General features: G+C 52.0%; 13 protein-coding genes. 2 read left to right on the top strand and 11 right to left on the bottom strand.

The window, feature by feature from the left end:
• Positions 1–26: 26 nt before the first annotated feature.
• Both C814_RS15150 and C814_RS15145 read left to right on the top strand, forming a co-directional pair.
• Positions 27–1,751 carry an efflux RND transporter periplasmic adaptor subunit gene (locus C814_RS15150; protein WP_016316238.1) on the top strand — a complete coding sequence of 575 codons (1,725 nt, stop codon included), beginning with the start codon at positions 27–29 and terminating at the stop codon, positions 1,749–1,751.
• The gene (locus tag C814_RS15145) at positions 1,748–4,837 is read left to right on the top strand and encodes an efflux RND transporter permease subunit (protein WP_016316237.1); all 3,090 of its coding nucleotides are present in this window, start codon (positions 1,748–1,750) and stop codon (positions 4,835–4,837) included. The genes C814_RS15150 and C814_RS15145 overlap by 4 nt, the downstream gene beginning before the upstream one ends.
• 74 nt (positions 4,838–4,911) lie before the next feature.
• On the opposite strand, the gene C814_RS15140 is transcribed toward C814_RS15145, so the two are convergent.
• The 11 genes from C814_RS15140 to ftsH form a co-directional block, all read right to left on the bottom strand.
• Entirely contained in the window at positions 4,912–6,135 is a 1,224-nt protein-coding gene (locus C814_RS15140) for a LeuA family protein (RefSeq protein WP_016316236.1), read from the bottom strand.
• Between the two features lie 30 nt (positions 6,136–6,165).
• Positions 6,166–6,675, bottom strand: coding sequence for a C-GCAxxG-C-C family protein (locus tag C814_RS15135; RefSeq protein ID WP_016316235.1), 510 nt, complete (start codon positions 6,673–6,675; stop codon positions 6,166–6,168).
• Positions 6,676–6,897: 222 nt separating this feature from the next.
• The gene (locus C814_RS15130) at positions 6,898–7,662 is read right to left on the bottom strand and encodes an SDR family NAD(P)-dependent oxidoreductase (RefSeq protein WP_016316234.1); all 765 of its coding nucleotides are present in this window, start codon (positions 7,660–7,662) and stop codon (positions 6,898–6,900) included.
• A 21-nt stretch (positions 7,663–7,683) separates the two neighbouring features.
• Positions 7,684–8,949 (bottom strand): TRAP transporter large permease, encoded by a 1,266-nt coding sequence (locus tag C814_RS15125; protein WP_016316233.1) that lies wholly within the window; start codon positions 8,947–8,949, stop codon positions 7,684–7,686.
• A 1-nt stretch (position 8,950) separates the two neighbouring features.
• Entirely contained in the window at positions 8,951–9,457 is a 507-nt protein-coding gene (locus tag C814_RS15120) for a TRAP transporter small permease (RefSeq protein WP_016316232.1), read from the bottom strand.
• Positions 9,458–9,593: 136 nt separating this feature from the next.
• A complete protein-coding gene (locus tag C814_RS15115) occupies positions 9,594–10,691 on the bottom strand; it encodes a DctP family TRAP transporter solute-binding subunit (protein ID WP_016316231.1) in 1,098 nt (365 codons plus the stop codon).
• A 99-nt stretch (positions 10,692–10,790) separates the two neighbouring features.
• Positions 10,791–11,531: an SDR family NAD(P)-dependent oxidoreductase gene (locus C814_RS0105010; protein ID WP_255345282.1), complete on the bottom strand. Its 741-nt coding sequence runs from the start codon at positions 11,529–11,531 to the stop codon at positions 10,791–10,793.
• Positions 11,532–11,883: 352 nt separating this feature from the next.
• A complete protein-coding gene (locus C814_RS15110; RefSeq protein WP_016316229.1) occupies positions 11,884–12,597 on the bottom strand; it encodes a Bax inhibitor-1/YccA family protein in 714 nt (237 codons plus the stop codon).
• Positions 12,598–12,848: 251 nt separating this feature from the next.
• Positions 12,849–13,376, bottom strand: a complete 528-nt coding sequence (locus C814_RS15105; RefSeq protein ID WP_016316228.1) for a cysteine hydrolase family protein — start codon at positions 13,374–13,376, stop codon at positions 12,849–12,851.
• A 10-nt stretch (positions 13,377–13,386) separates the two neighbouring features.
• On the bottom strand, positions 13,387–14,328 hold the full coding sequence (locus tag C814_RS15100; protein ID WP_016316227.1) for a 1-phosphofructokinase family hexose kinase: 942 nt from the start codon (positions 14,326–14,328) through the stop codon (positions 13,387–13,389).
• A 22-nt stretch (positions 14,329–14,350) separates the two neighbouring features.
• A complete protein-coding gene (gene ftsH / locus C814_RS15095; protein ID WP_081645009.1) occupies positions 14,351–16,393 on the bottom strand; it encodes an ATP-dependent zinc metalloprotease FtsH in 2,043 nt (680 codons plus the stop codon).
• Positions 16,394–16,429 lie beyond the last annotated feature (36 nt).

Here is a 16,429-nt window from a genome sequence, read left to right as displayed (position 1 = left end):
CAATAAGTAAATAGGAGGTTCTCCCATTGAAAAAGATCACCGGAGTACTTTTGTGCTGCGCAGTTGTTGGCGGCGTTGCCGCTGTCGGGTTCCTGTCCCGCATGGGTCCCGACGATACCGCCCCTGTTGCCGCGCAGCTTTCTGAAATCAACGTCAGTGTCGCCAAACCTATCCGCGGCAGCCTTGCCCAGACCACCTCTTTTATCGGTACGGTGCAGCCTGAGGAATCGGTGCAGGTGTTCCCTAAGGCAAGCGGCACCGTCCTGCGCACCTATTTCGAGATCGGGGAACCAGTGCAGAAAGGACAGCTGCTTTTTGAGATTGATCCCGAGATGGCGCAGCTCCAGTATAATGCGGCCCGCATCGCGGCAGATGCACAGCTGGGCAGTGGGTACGACACCCAGCTCGTCACGATGAAGTCCAGCCTGAACGCCGCCCAGAGCGCGCTCAACACCGCCCGCGACAACCTGAAAAACCTCAACGACGGGGTCGCGGACGAGATCGAACGGCAGCAGCGGAATGTCGAGAAGTTTGAGAAGGAGATGGAAAATCTCGACCTCGAGCTTGACCGGATTTCCGGAATGTCCGCCGAAGAACTGAAGGCGACTTACGGCGCGGACGCCGATCGGGACAGACTTCTTGTACAGAAGGAAAACGCCCGCACCACTGCCTATGAGCAGTATGTCTATGCGCGTGATAGGGTAGACGAGTTGGAGGACGACGATGATCCGCAGCTTCGCTCAGCACGCACCGCTTACCGCAACGCCAAAAACAGCTACAATGCCGCAAAGGAGGCCTACGACCTGACTGCTGGCGTCTCCCGTGAGGATGCGGAAGCGGTCTCAGAAGCACAGCTTCAGATCCAGGCCAAGTCGATCGAGTACACCCGGGTCACCGCGCCGATCTCCGGGATCATCGAACAGAAAAATGTGTCTGAACAGAACCCCGCCCCTTCCGGACAGCCTTCCTATGTGATCTCGAACAAAAGCATCATGACTGTGCGATTTGGGGTTTCCGAGTCGGTGATGCAAAACCTTTCGATCGGTGAGGAGATCGAGATTGAAGCAGGCGGTCAGACAACTGTCGGCACCATCACTGAAATTCCCACTGCGGTTGATGCACAGACCGGCCTGTTCAATATTAAGGCGAGCATAGACGGCGAACAGATTCAGCTACATACCGGCGCCACAGTCAAGCTCTACGCCGCCACCCAGAAGGCAACCGACAGCATCATCCTGCCGATCGACTGCCTCTACTACGATGCTGAACAACCGTATGTTTATCTCTACCGGAACGGCAAAGCGGTCAAGACTGAGGTTCAGACCGGTGTTTCGAGCGAAACCGAGATCGCAGTTCTCTCGGGCCTCTCGGAAAATGATCGGGTCATCACCTCATGGCATCCCCGCCTGTTGGACGGTGCGGAGGTTGTCGTACAGGGGGATGAAAATGCGGTGGTCGCGGTTTCGGCGGCAGTTGGCGCGGCCGAGAAGGATACCGATGCCAGCTCCGGAGAAAGCTCCGAAGCGGAAGAAACCGCCTCCACTCCGGAGGATGTTGTTTCCTCCGAATCGGAACCTATCTCTTCTGCGGCTTCCTCTGTCCCACAGGAGCAGCTCTCCACCGAGCCGAACCGGACGGTCCGCCGGATGGATGGCGACAGCTCTTCTAAATCCTCATCCTCCAAGAGCAGTTCCTCTGCCGCTCAGAGTTACGCTTCGGGGTTGAAAGTGATGCAGGGAGGCTCTAAATGAATCTGACAAAACTTGCAATCAAGCGGCCGGTTTCAATGATTATCATTGTATTTGCGCTGCTGGTCTTTGGCGCAATGTCGATTGCAACTACCCCACTTGAAATGACCCCCGATATTGAAATGCCGATGTTCGTGGTTATGACCACCTACCCAGGCGCAGGACCGGAGGACGTGGAGGAGCTCGTCTCCAAGAAGGTCGAGGACGCCTGCTCGACACTGAACGGGCTGAAAAATGTGCAGTCGGTCTCACAGGAAAATGTTTCCCTTGTGATCCTTGAGCTGGAATATGGGAGCAACATGGATATTGCGCACATGGACCTACAGGAAAAGATCAACCGATACAAGGGCCTGCTGCCAGACAACGCATCTGACCCGATCATTATGGAGATGGATGTCAACGGGATGCCCAGTGTCGTGCTTTCGGCGAGTGCAACCGGCGATATCAACCTGCTCAACTATATCAACGAGAGCATTGTCCCCGAATTTGAAAAACTCTCGGGTGTTGCAAGTGTCGATGTAGCGGGTGGACAGGAAGAATATATCAGTATCCAGCTGATGGAGGACCGTCTGCGTCAGTATGGCCTCGACATTGACACGATCAGCGCACTCCTCTCCGCTGCCAACTTTTCGATTCCTGCCGGTGATGCGGACATGGGTACCCAGTCGCTCGCGGTGCGGGCCGCTGTCGAATACAAGACGGTGGAATCTCTACGTGACGTCCCGATCCCCCTGCGCAGCGGCGGTGTGATTCATCTTTCGGATGTTGCACAGATATTCCGCACCTCCCGTGATGCGGACAGCATCAGCCGATACAATGGTGTGGACAATATCAGCCTTTCGATCACCAAGCGGCAGAGTGCGAGCACACTCGACGTCTCGCGGACAGTGCTGCGGGAGGTGGGGCGGCTCAATGCCGCTGATAGCGGCGTCCGCCTTGACGTGATCTATGACAGCAGCGACATGATTGTCGATTCGGTCAAGACAGTATTCAGCACATTGATTCTCGGGGTCCTCCTTTCAATGCTGGTGCTCTTCCTCTTTTTTGGGGATATCAAAGCATCGCTGATTGTCGGAAGCTCGATGCCGATTTCCCTACTGGTTACTGTCATCCTGATGAAGCTGATGGGATTCTCACTCAACGTCGTTTCACTGGGCGGTATGGTCATTGGTGTCGGCATGATGGTCGACAGCTCGATTGTTGTAATCGAGAGTTGCTTCCGGCGCAGCAGTACAGAACGGCAGGATTTCAAAAAATGTGCAATCGAGGGCGCCGGGTTTGTCGCAATGTCCATCATTGCCTCAACGATTACCACCGTTGTTGTGTTCCTTCCGATCAGTGTAATGAAGGGTCTTTCTGGCCAGCTCTTCAAACAACTCGGGTTCACAATTATCTTTTCTCTGACCGCCTCCCTGATCTGTGCGCTCACCCTCGTGCCGCTCTTCTTTTCGATGTTTAAACCGGTCGAGCGGCGGGAAGCGCCTATCTCTCGGTTTGTACGGAAGGTCGAGGTCGGTTATGGAAACCTGCTTCGTCACATTCTTCCGTTTAAAAAGACGGTGGTTCTGGTTTCCATTCTGCTTTTGGTTGGTTCGCTCGCTCTGATCCCTCTGATACACGTTGAGATGATGCCGTCTGTCGATGAAGGAACCATAGCGGTCAGCGCCGAGCTGCGTCCCGGGCTTCAGGTCGGACGTGTCGATGAAATTATGACCGATATTGAACAGCTTGCGGCAAATCATCCCGACGTGGAACGATACTCACTCAGCACCGGCGGTGGAAGCATGATGATGGGCAGTTCGGGTGGGGCAACCCTCACCGCCTATCTGAAAGGTGACCGAGAGATGTCCACCAACGAGGTAGTCGAACAGTGGAGACAGGAAACCAGGGAGATGCTGGACTGTGAGATCAATGTAGAATCGTCCAGTAGCTCTATGGGGTCGATGGCCGGAGGTGGTGACGTAGAGGTCAACCTTCAGGGCAACGATTACGATCTGCTCAAAACGACTTCCGCCGAGATCGAATCGCTGATGCACCAAAATAGCGGGATCGTCCGAGTGACTTCTACTGTCGCAAAAGGCAACCCGCAAGCCAAGGTCGAGATCGATCCGCTCAAGGCCGCATCCAAAGGATTCCAGCCTGCGCAGATTGGTTCGCTGATCTATAAGGTACTTAGCGGCAGTGAGGTCACTACCCTCTCGCAGAATGGACAGGAATACGAAATCTGGGTCGAATATCCGCGTGGACGGTTTCAGACAATCAGTGACCTTTCCGGGCTGATCCTGATTAACGCGGCTGGACAGCAGGTCCCGTTGCTCGATGTTGCAGAAATCAATTTCTCGGACAGCCCACAAAGTATCACCCGCAAAAATAACCAGTACATTGTTACAGTTACCGGGCAGCCGACCGAAGCAGCGAAGTATACCGCCAAAGCCGAGATTCTCGCACAGGTGCAGGCAATGCAGCTGCCCAACGGTGTGACATTGGCTTCCGGTTCGATGGATGAACAGATGATGCAGGAATTCTCTGCACTCGGCATGGCAATCGCAATCGCTGCGCTGCTTGTGTTCATGGTTATGGCGATGCAGTTTGAATCTCCCAAATTTTCTCTGATGGTGATGGTCTGTGTCCCGTTCAGCTTGATCGGCTCATTCGGCCTGCTCTATCTCACCAACAGTACCCTGAGCATGCCCTCTCTGATGGGCTTCCTGACACTAGTCGGAACGGTGGTCAACAACGGCATCCTGTTTGTCGATACCACCAACCAGTACCGGTCCAGCATGGATATGCAGACCGCTCTGCTCAATACCGGCCGTACCCGTCTGCGCCCGATCCTGATGACCACTCTGACCACCGTCCTTTCCATGGTGCCGATGTCACTCGGAATCGGCGACGGTGCAGAGATGATGCGCGGAATGGCAGTTGTTATCATCGGCGGTCTCTGCGCCTCCACTCTGTTGACCCTGCTGCTCCTGCCGACCTTCTATCTCATCTTTGAAGGAAGAAACAAAGGAAACTTAAACAACACCCTACCCCCACCCGCGCCGGTATCGGCTCCCGCGATTGAGGACACCGCCCTCTTCAACTAACGATTCGCAAAACTGAATCGGTCAAAAGCAAGCCCCCTCTGCCAACGGCAGAGGGGGCTGTGTGCATTTCAGGACTATTGCAGCACCTTTTTGACAATCTCCGAAAATTCCTCCTGCGAAACAAGCCCATGATGCTGGATCGCCAAGGATTTCACGTGATCCAGTATCTCCATGCATTTCGACTTTTCAGGAATTTCCATCCCCAGCTTTTCCAGGTAGTGTTCGACAGTTGGCAAGCCACTCCCCTTGCCAAGCAGAATCCGGTTGTCCGGATGCCCGGTCAGTTCCGGCAGATAGGGGGTCAGCTCCAATGGGTCGGTTGCCTTGACATTCTGATACCAGCCGGTGATAATCCCCGACTCGATGTCCATAATATCATCTCCAACAATTCCCCTGTTAGGGCGGACCGGCATCCCGGAAAATGCCCGCATCTGTTTGGAAAGTTCATAAATTTTGTCGTATTTCAGTCCCAGATCGACGTCGTACATTGTCAGGAGCGAGAGCGCTACATCTTCATAGGCTGTATTACCCGCACGTTCCCCGATTGCCGAAATGGTCGTATGCGCCACATCTGCCCCAGCAGCCAGCGCCATAATGGTATTGGCACTGCCAAGGCCGAAATCATCATGGAAATGTACCTCGACCGGTTTATCCAGATAGCTTTTGACCGTACGGATCAGGTATGGGATTGCATTGGGATTCAAGCCGCCAAATGTGTCCACAATCGCAAGGGCATCCATGTGCCCCTCGTCCGCGACCCGCTTAATCAGTTTCATCGCCCAGTTGATGTCCGCCCGGCTCATGTCGATCGGGAAAAAGACGGTATAAAGCCCCTTTTCCTTCGCAAATGCCGTCGCTTCCACCGAAAGCTGGATTGCTTTTTCCAAATCCCAGCGGTAGGCTTTTTCGATCATATGGTCGCTGGACGGGATTTCAATGACGATCCCGTCTACTCCCAGGTCTGCGGCCCGTTTTACATCATCTTTAACGCACCTGCAAAAAGCGAAAATCTCCGGACCGAGGTTCCTTTTGACGATCTGGCGAATGGCTTCCTCGTCGTCCGGGGATACTGCCGGCATTCCTGCCTCAATCCTATGTAGCCCGATTTCAGCCATCCTCTCGGCTAGAGCGATTTTCTCATCCTTGCTGAAGATCAGCCCAGCCTGCTGTTCTCCATCCCGCAGGGACACGTCATGAAGTTTGATATTCTTTTTAAAGTGGTAGGTTTCTTTTACTTCGTCCGCAAAATTCCACGGACTTGTGAACCATTTCTCGCTCTTCCATGGTGTTGTACTCATTCTATAGTTCCCCCTTTCCGCATCGGCTCTTTAGATTAGGCCCTCCTCGTTCAGAATGTCGACCACCCATTCCGCTGCCTTTCCGCAGACACTCGGACAGATGTCATCATGTCCGCCGGCGTTGATAAAGTCGTCGCGCTCCCCTTTCAGAATGTCGTAGGAACGGCCCATCAGTTTAGTCTGAACTGCGGAACAGTCACCGCCGCATTCCCCATACTCTTCCTCAAACCTGTCAACCAGACGGCGGGAAAGCTGGAAGGTCTTAAAGCGGATTCCTTCCGGATCCGGGAAATCCGAGATGTCACGTCCGACAAAACAACTTAACGCCATGATCCCTCCGGTAAGTGCGCCGCACGCATATCCAGCGCCTGCAAGCCCCGCACCAAGCCCGGTAGCGGACTTGAAAACATCGTCCGAAATCCTGCTGCCAATCGTATTTTTGATTGCTCCTATGACACACTGGGAGCAGCAGCCATACTCCTTTTCATAAAAATAAGCGAGATCATAGGCCAGTTTTTTGACAGAATTTACGTTTTCCATCGTTCTATCCCTCCGTAATATAAAAATTTTAACATAGAATATAATTGAAAATAACCCATTATTTTGAAGCATAGGTTAAAAACTGATCGATGTGCAGAGCACGTTTACTGATTATCAACGCTGGAACCAAACTGCTGTAAGCGGCTCCCCGCGGCATCTCCGCCTCGAGACTGTTGAAAATATGGGAGCCGCTTTTTTCAGCCCATCAAACAACCACTGCCCTTATCTGGGAAGCGCCTGCCTTGCAATGATGCCGCCATCGACCAGCATTACGTCACCAGTGATGCCGCGTGCATAGGAAGAAGACAGGAAAAGAGTACATCCAGCGACATCTTCCGGCGTTGTGAGGCGTCCGAGCGGGATATACCGGCAGAATGACTGCACCTTTTCCTCGGTATTCAGACGCACCCGACACATTTTGCTGTCCACGACGCCAGGTGCAATCGAGTTCACAGTAATCCCGAACTCTCCCAGTTCCAAAGCAAAAGATTTGGAGAGCATATCCAGAGCCGCCTTGGTCGCGCCGTAGACGATGCGGTTTTCAGCCGCTGCAGAGCCGTTCAGACTGCTGATATTGATGATCGATCCACTGTCGCTTTCCTTGAGCAGAGGGATCATCGCCTTGGTCAGCAAGAACGCTCCGATCACATTTACTGCCATTGATTTTTCAAAGTCGCTCTTTTCGGTCTCAAATACCGATTTCCGGCAGAGAATCCCTGCAACATTCACCAGTACGTCCACCCGTCCATAGAGTTTCCCAACCGTTTTAACCGCCTGCTCGATTGAATCTTCATTGGTGATGTCGGTTTGTAGAGGGAAAATATCCGCTTCCGGGAACTGTACTTTCAGATTCTCTGCCGCTTCCAGATTCAGGTCACCGAGAATGATCCGGCAGCTTTCGTCTACAAAGCCCTTGACGATCGCGCTGCCAATATCCCCTGCCCCGCCGGAAATAAAGATCACTTTATTTTCAAGATGAAATGCCATAGATTTCCTTCCTTTCTTTGATCATAAAAACAGCATACTTGCCGCCGGCACAAACGCAACCAGCATGAGAACTCCGATCATAATTAGGACAAATGGAATGATATTTTTTATGACCTGCTCGATCTTTACATCATAAATACCACAGATACAGAACATGTTCAGTCCTAGCGGAGGCGTGATCGTGCCCACGCAGATCGAAACCACCATGACCAGACCAAACTGCACCAGGCTCAAACCTAATGCGGTAGCAATCGGAGCCAGCAGTGGAGCGAGGATTACAAGATAAGCGTTCCCTTCCATGAAGGTACCCACGATCACCAGAAAGACCAGCATAATCAGGATGATCAAAATTTTGCTGGTGGTAACCGAGAGAATCCCGGTTGCGATCGACTGTGGAATCTGCAAAATGGTCATCTGCCAGCCGAATAGCGAAGAGGTCGCGATAATGAACATAACTGTAGCTGTGTTTTTCGCTGAAACCAGGATGATCTCAGGGACATCACTAAGGCGGAACTGCTTATAGACAAAGCATCCTACAATAAATCCATACAGACAGGCAACCGCAGCCGCCTCAGTCGGGGTAAAGAATCCACCGTAAATGCCGCCCAGAATGATGACCGGCATCAGAAGCGCCAGAATCGCGTCTTTGAAGGCGACCCAGACTTCCTGAACGCTGGGCCGGGTGTCCAGTCCCTTGTACCCACACTTTTTCGATTTGATCATGATGTAGATAATCAGTGCCACACCGGAAATCACCCCAACCTCGATTCCCGCGGTGAACAGATCGGAGACTGACGCACCCTGCGAAACCGCATAAATAATCATCGGGATGCTCGGTGGGATCAGGATGCCCAGAGAACCCGCAGTGGAGATTACTGCACCGGCAAATCCCTTGTCATAGTTATTCTCTTCCATAGACGGCATCATGATCGAACCGATCGCAGCTACTGTCCCAGTGGAAGAGCCGCAGACTGCTCCAAAAAACATGCATGCGATAGTCGAAACGACCGCCATACCGCCAGCAACATACCCGACGAGCGTCTCAACCAGACGGATGATCCGTTTGGAAATGCCGCCGTATTCCATCAGTTTGCCGGAAAGCATAAAAAACGGGATCGCCAGAAGGGTGAACGAGTCGGTCGCGGCAAAGACCCGTTGTGCGACCGCACTGAGCGGTGTACCTGCGACAACCAGCGAAACCAGCGCAGACAGTCCTGTGCAGAATGCGATTGGGACGCCGAAAGCGACCAGAATCATGAAGGAACCCAAAAGAATCAATGCCGACATACTATTCTCCTTTCTCCTCAGAATTTGGCTTTGCAAAGAAATTGCAGATGTGCAGGAGGAAGTGGATCGCCATGAATATCCCTCCAACCGCCATTCCCGCATATGCATATTGCATCGGCAGACGCAAGGATGGAGAAATCTGTCCATATTGAATCTGTGTCCGCATGATGATAGCCGTAAAATAGACAAGGATAAAGCTCAGGCCCAGGCAAAGAAGATAGGTCAACAGCTCGACTACTCTCTTCATTGCGGGAGGAAAGATATCGACCAAGGCTGTAACGCCGATATGGGCTTTGCCGCCTGCGGCATAGGCAGCAGCGATAAACGTAAGCCATACAAACAGGTATCTAGACAGCTCGTCCGACCAGGCCATCTGGGCATTGACAGTGATCCGGTTGAATACGGCGATCAACACGACCAGTGTCATAGCGACAAAAAGAATCTGCAAAAAGATTTTTTCCACTGTGTTGAGGATGTTCTCAATGGTTTTGAGCATAATCACATACACATGTATGCTCCACACCCAACAAAAACGAGTGTAAACATACGCTCCTTTCGCTGTTTTTTAAGAAACGGTCCAAACCGGGTCTGATGGAAGCTGCGGCAGACAGGAAGATGTCTGCCGCAGTTCCGCTCCGGTCTGGTTACTTGTAATTTTCCGCAGCAGCTACAAATTTATCAATCAGGTCCTGTCCAATCTCGCCTGCAAACATCGCATAGATATCTTCGGCAGTCGCCTTAAATGCATCCTTATCCGCATTGTTGATCTCGCAGCCATATTCCTCAAATACACCGATTGCTGCCTCCTCGGCAGCCAGATTGGTCTGTCGGCAGACATCGCGTCCACCATGTGCGGCTTCCACGATGATTGCCTGTAGCTCCGGAGTCATCTGATCCCAGAGGGTTTTGGAAATCAGCAGCGGGGTGCCGGTGTAGAAATGCTCAGAAACCGAGATGTATTTCTGAACCTCATACAGCTTCTGGGAGAGGATGATCGAAAGCGGGTTTTCCTGCCCGTCAATGGTCTTGGTCTGAAGCGCGGTGTAGACCTCGCCAATCGGCATCGAAATCGCGTTGCCACCCCAGTAACCAATTGCCTGTACGTGAACCGGGGTTTCCATAGTACGGAATTTTTTGCCGGAAACATCCGCAGGCGTGTTAATCGGATTGATGCTGTTGGTGAAGTTTCTAAAGCCGACCTCGTAGAATCCAAGCCCTACCAGACCTTTGCTTTCCAGCATTCCGAGCATCTCCTCGCCCAACTCACCATCGAGCGTATCCCATGCCTGGTCTCGGCTGGTAAAGATATAGGGAAGGTCAAAAACCTGATACTGCGGTACGAAGCTGGTGAGCTGCGAAGTCGCCGCCAGACACATCTCAAGCGTACCCAGCTGAAGCGCTTCGATCATTTCGCGCTCGGAACCCAGAGAAGAGGACGCGTGAATCTCCACCTTCACTTTGCCGCCGGTCTTCTCTTCCACCGTCGCTTTGAACTGTTCCAAGCCCTTATGGTAGCCATGATCCGTTGCAACGCTGTGTCCGACATTGATGGTCATTTCGGGGAAATCCGCAGAACTGTCCGCCGCCGGCGCAGACGACGCCTGTGACTGTGCTGCCGGTTGGCTGGGGGTCGCCGCACTGCTCGCGGGAGCGGAAGAGGCCGCACCCTGCCCACAAGCTGTCAGAAAAGCCGCAACCAGGATTGAGGAAACCAAACTCAGGGTTCTTTTCTTCATCTTCATTGTAATTCCTCCAATTCGTATCATTTCTATGGAAATCTACTCCCGTCTCGGAATCAGGATTTCAGATTCCGAGGCTGTTTCCGCCCCTGTTTAACCGGATCAGCCGATGAATGCACCGCCATTGATCGCGATGACTTCTCCTGTGATCCATCCGCTCTCATCGCTGGAGAGAAAAAGCAGGAGATTCGCAATATCGGTTGGGGTTCCCTTGCGTTTGAACGGGATCGTGCTGAGAAGACTGTTCATCTGCTCTGTTGTGTAGTTTTTCTCAAAAAGAGGAGTCACAACAGGGCCTGGCGCAATCGCATTGACATTGATGCCGTCTGCCGCTACCTGAAGGGCCAGCGCTCTTGTTATGCCTACAACTCCGCTTTTTGATCCTGCATAATCGACGGCGACCATCCGACCGGTCTGGGCGCAGATTGATGCAAGATTGACGATCTTTCCGCATTGTCTTTCAACCATGTGAGGAATGATCTCGCGGCAGCATAAAAAAGTTCCAGTCATATTCACATCAATCAGACGCCGCCACTGTTCCAATGTCAAGTCCTGAATCCGCGAACTTCTTCCGTATCCTGCGCAGTTAATCAGAATATCCACTGTATGCATCTGTTCCAGAGCTTGAGAGAATGCCGATTTTACACTCTCTTCCTCTGAAACATCCACCTGCATCACATGTGCCCGACCTCCAATCTTTGCGATCTCTGTGGCCACCTTTTGTGCTGACTCGGCATTGATGTCCAAAAGTGAAATTTCTGCCCCTTCCCGCGCAAAAAGAAGCGCTGTTTCCTTGCCAAATCCGCTGGCACTTCCAGTGATAACCGCTTTTTTACCTTCCAGTCTTATTTTTCATCCCTTCCTTTCTTCCTTCCTCTTCGTCCATTGTATCGTTGCCCTTCTTTTATGTGGTTTGTTTGAGTTGATTAATCATCAATCCATCAGACCACAAAACCAATATACACTCTATTCACCCTAAAAGTCAATGTTTTTTTATTTTTTACTATTTTTCTAATATTAAATATTTTATTTTAGCTATTTCGACGATTTATTTTCATTTATTTTTTCAATAAGATTTCAAATTTATATCAAAAAAACAGATTCCACCCATATCTAATGGTTAGAATCTGTTTTTTGATATGCAATAAAAATGATTTACCAAAAATCCTGCCCCATATGGGACAGGATTTTATACTTACTTGCGTTTTCCGAACAACCGGAGCAGGTAAAGAAAGATGTTCATAAAATCGAGATAAAGGGCAAGGGCGGAATAAATCGCCATCTTGTCAAGCATCTGCGCATTGCCCTCAAACAGATAGTAATAATCTTTGGTACGTTTTGCGTCATAGGTAGTAATACCCATGAAGAGCGCCAGACCAACAAAGCAAAGCACAGTATCCAAACCCTGCAAATGGAAAATCGTCGCTACAAGCTGCATCACAAGCAACGCAATTAAGCCGGCCAGAATGACCCAGCGGAAGCCGGAAACATCCCGTTTTGTAACCAGCCCAAACGCTGCCATTGTGCCGAAGAAAACTGCTGCGACACCAAACGCAAGAATTACGCTCTGTGCCTGGTACATCAATAAGACTGCCGAGAAGGTCACCGCACTAAGAAGGGAGTAACCAATAAAAATTGCCTTGACCTTTCCGACTGAATATTGTGCGATCCGGCTTGTGAGAAAACCCACAAGAACCAGTTCCCCGATTAACAGAGCAAGCGGCAGCCACCAAGTCATAAACACAAACCAGACAAGGCCGGTCGCGATCAATGCGTAAGCTGTTGTAAAGGTGAGGGCCAACCCGAGGAACATCCATGCATAGGTCTTCGCCACATGTTTATAAAGCGGGCTTCGATTCTTTTCCAGCTCCAATGCGCTCAGATCAGCGGGGTCAGTGCGATACTCCATACGATCAATCCTTTCTATACCCCTTATCGGGAGTTGATTTTATAGTCAAATTTCACCAAGACAGCAATCTGCCTTCACGTGCATCGACTATAACGGCTGATTGTTTCTGTCCCATACGCTCCCAAGTAGTCGCCGCTATCTATAGTATACCCCCAAATGGGCCGCGCGTCCAGCCCCAAATAACAGGTAATTCCAACAGTTCCGCCTTCTCAGCCAAAAAAGATGCCAATACCTCCGACTTTTCTGAAAGGTCAGCGGCCAATTACCCGGATTTGAAGCCCCTCCATCACATCCAGTGCCTTCCGGTTCATCTCTGGGTCAGCGCAAGAGGTGCACGCCGCATCCACAACGACTTCCGCCTCTGGAAGGGAAGCTTTGATCAATACTGCATTTGAAATGACACAGATATTGGAAACCAGCCCACACAGCTCGACCCGCTCAAACCCGTTTTTTGCCACATAGTGTGCCAATTCTGGAGATCCAAAGGCAGACTTCTCGAAGCAGGGATCATCTGCTTCCCGCAATCCGGCGACTTTTCCATAAAGGTCCCAACCTTGTGTACTTTTTGTACAATGCGGGATCGGCAGCAATCTTCCCTCCTGCGTATCCAGATAATCTGCCCCATGCGTATCAAAGGTGAATGCAACCTGTGCACCCTCCGCTCGATATTGGAAAATCTTCTGGCAGATCGGTTGTTCGAGCTGTTCTGCCCCAGAAAAACCGAGGCTTCCGTCAACAAAATCATTTTGAAAATCCACAACTACCAATAACTTTTTCATCGAACAACCTCTAAATTTCATAGACCGAGACCTGATTGTTAATCATTGCAACCGAAATTCTGCGGGGCGGATTGGTCCCTTCGATCAGACAGGAAGCTGTTCCAAACGCCGCCGCAAACTGCACCGACCGCTTGACATCATATTTGTAATCATTGGCAATGATGAAGCCCGCCAGTGCAGCATCCCCGGCGCCAATCGTCGACTTGATCTCTGAAAGTTCGGGGACATCTGCCTTATAGATATGTTCCCCGTCTGTATAGATCATTCCCTCTGCGCCTAAACTGGCGAGAACATGGGAAGCTCCCGCCTGCGCCAGCTCGTGTACAGCCTCTTTCATCTCTTCAAGTGTATGCAGTTCCCTGCCAACGAGCGCACAAAGTTCTTCATAATTCGGCTTTACTACCCAGGGACGTACTCTCTGGATAATCTCAAGCGTTGCAGAGCGGGTATCAAGCGCGATAATCCCGCCCGCCTCCTTGATGAACGCACAGATCTCACAGAGGATTTCGTCCGTGATGCCGTCCGGCATCACCCCCGCCACTACCACGAGCGTTGCAGGTTTGATCTCTTCGGAGAGCACCCCCTCCAGTTCGTTGATGGTGCGAAAACTGATTTTCGGGCTTTTCCGTACCAGACGGGTTTGCTGTCCATCCGGTGTGATGATGCTGATATTCTCACGGATACGCCCTTCGGCGTAGATCACCCGCGTAGTGACATTCTCATCCTTGAGCCGCGCAAAATATCGCCGACTATTATCCTGCCCTGCAACAATCAGCGCAGTATTCGCAATCTCGTAACTCTGGAGTACACGTGATACATCGACCGCCTTTCCTGCCGCGTCATAAAGCTCCGATTGTACCACATGTTCGCTACCGGCTTCAAAATTATCTACATAGCAGGTAACATCCGCCGCCGGGTTGAGCGACAGGGTTATGATTTTATCAAACATCATTGTTCGGTCACCTCTTATGGCTTCATCTCTCACTGTCTGTTTGGTTCTCGTTCTGGGACTCCAGCTCCGATTCAGCCTGATGCGCTGGTTCTTCTGCTGCGGAAACTGTCTGGTTCCCGTCTGCTGCCGGCGGCTGTTCCGATGCTGCAGAATCTGCTGGCTGCTCCGAAACCGGCTCGGTCTGTGCAGTCACCTGATTTGGATCGTGCGCCGCATGGCTGCTATAGATCGAATAGTCCGGTTTTTCAGGCATCGGCTGCCCAGTCATCATTGCTTCAAACTCGTTTGCTGCCATCTTCTCATTCTCAAAGAGGAACTGCGCAACCTTATGCAGCTGATCCATGTGCTCGGTCAGGATATCCCGGGCGCGCTCACGGGCAGTGTCAATGATCCCACGCACCTCCGCATCAATTTCTGCGGCAACATTCTCGGAATAACTGGGAGTGCTGCTGAAGTCACGTCCAAGGAATACCTCGTTGCTGTCGTGCCCATAGACAATCGGTCCAAGCTTCTCCGAAAAACCATAACGCATGACCATATTGTGCGCCACCTTGGTAGCACGCTCGATATCATTGGAAGCACCAGTCGAGATGTCCTCGAGCACCAGCTCCTCCGCCATCCGTCCGCCCAGCAGAGTGACAATATTTTCCGCCATCTCCCGCTTGGTGACATAGGATTTGTCCTCTCCCGGCAGAGAAAGGGTATAACCGCCCGCCATCCCACGCGGTACAATCGAAATCTGATGCACCGGATCCTGTGTCGGCAGATAATAGGTGCAGATTGCGTGTCCCGCTTCGTGGTAAGAGGTGAGCTTTTTGTCTTTTTCTGTGACCACATGCGACCGTTTCTCCGGTCCAGCGATGACCTTAATCGTCGCTTCCTCGATCTCAGCCATTGTGATCGCTTTTCGATCCTTCTTCGCCGCAAGCAGGGCCGCTTCATTGGTGAGGTTCTCGAGGTCTGCGCCAGTAAACCCAACAGTCGAGGACGCGATCACCCGCAGGTTAACATCCGGTGCGATCGGCTTATTTTTGGTGTGAACCCGCAGAATCGCCTCGCGGCCTTTGATATCCGGATAGCCAACCGCAATCTGACGGTCAAACCGCCCGGGGCGCAGAAGTGCCGGGTCCAGAATGTCCCTTCGGTTGGTCGCGGCGATGATGATAACACCTGCATTGGTACCAAAGCCGTCCATCTCAACCAGCATCTGGTTAAGGGTCTGTTCCCGCTCGTCGTGTCCACCGCCGAGACCCGCGCCGCGCTGGCGTCCCACCGCGTCGATCTCGTCGATGAAGATGATCGATGGGGCATGTTTTTTCGCCTGCTCAAACAGGTCGCGCACACGGGACGCACCGACACCGACAAACATCTCCACAAAGTCGGAACCGGAGATCGAGAAGAATGGAACCCCCGCTTCCCCTGCGACCGCCTTGGCAAGCAGGGTTTTACCGGTTCCCGGAGGCCCCATCAGCAGGACACCCTTGGGAATCCGCGCACCGAGCGCATTGAACTTGGAAGGGGCCTTCAGGAACTCGACGATCTCGACCAGCTCCTCCTTTTCCTCGTCCGCACCCGCGACATCCGAGAAAGTGACTTTCGGGCCGTCCTCAGGGGTACGGGGCTTGGCCTTGCCAAAACTCATCATACCGCCTGCGCCGCCACCGCGTGCCTGCCGCATCATCATCACATAGAAGAAGATCAGCGCACCAAGCAGCAACAGCGAAGGGAGCAGATTGACCCACCACGGTGTCTCACGCGGACGGATGATGTCAAAATCCATGGGCGCATCCGGGTGCGCCTCATTGTAGCTCCTGACATAGGACGGCGCTCCGTCGTACTTGTCGTAATAGACATCGTTCAGGAAAAGGGCGGTATTTGGCACCTTATATTCCAGCGTTTTTTCCTTGCCTTCTTCGCCGGTGAATTTAACTTTGAGCATACCAGTACCGAGATCCAGCTCGAACGCTTTGACCTCCTGCCGCTCAAAATAACCAACCACCTCCGAATAGTTCACGGTGCTGGCGGGCTGCTGCATCGATGAGAAGAGCACCATCGCCATCAGCATCAGCAAGAGAAAGACCGAAATATAAATGCCGATGCC

This window comes from Anaerotruncus sp. G3(2012) (genome assembly GCF_000403395.2).
Taxonomy (GTDB): domain Bacteria; phylum Bacillota; class Clostridia; order Oscillospirales; family Ruminococcaceae; genus Anaerotruncus.
The sequence above is the reverse complement of the archived record's forward strand: the minus strand, read 5'-3'. Positions and strand labels throughout refer to the sequence as shown.

What these genes read in the sequence shown, in the direction of transcription:
- C814_RS15145 (WP_016316237.1), top strand. Translation starts at nt 1,748, where the DNA reads ATGAATCTGACAAAACTTGCAATCAAGCGGCCGGTTTCAATGATTATC.
- C814_RS15140 (WP_016316236.1), bottom strand. Translation starts at nt 6,135, where the DNA reads ATGAGTACAACACCATGGAAGAGCGAGAAATGGTTCACAAGTCCGTGG.
- C814_RS15135 (WP_016316235.1), bottom strand. Translation starts at nt 6,675, where the DNA reads ATGGAAAACGTAAATTCTGTCAAAAAACTGGCCTATGATCTCGCTTAT.
- C814_RS15130 (WP_016316234.1), bottom strand. Translation starts at nt 7,662, where the DNA reads ATGGCATTTCATCTTGAAAATAAAGTGATCTTTATTTCCGGCGGGGCA.
- C814_RS15125 (WP_016316233.1), bottom strand. Translation starts at nt 8,949, where the DNA reads ATGTCGGCATTGATTCTTTTGGGTTCCTTCATGATTCTGGTCGCTTTC.
- C814_RS15115 (WP_016316231.1), bottom strand. Translation starts at nt 10,691, where the DNA reads ATGAAGATGAAGAAAAGAACCCTGAGTTTGGTTTCCTCAATCCTGGTT.
- C814_RS15110 (WP_016316229.1), bottom strand. Translation starts at nt 12,597, where the DNA reads ATGGAGTATCGCACTGACCCCGCTGATCTGAGCGCATTGGAGCTGGAA.
- C814_RS15105 (WP_016316228.1), bottom strand. Translation starts at nt 13,376, where the DNA reads ATGAAAAAGTTATTGGTAGTTGTGGATTTTCAAAATGATTTTGTTGAC.
- C814_RS15100 (WP_016316227.1), bottom strand. Translation starts at nt 14,328, where the DNA reads ATGATGTTTGATAAAATCATAACCCTGTCGCTCAACCCGGCGGCGGAT.
- ftsH (WP_081645009.1), bottom strand. Translation starts at nt 16,393, where the DNA reads ATGCTGATGGCGATGGTGCTCTTCTCATCGATGCAGCAGCCCGCCAGC.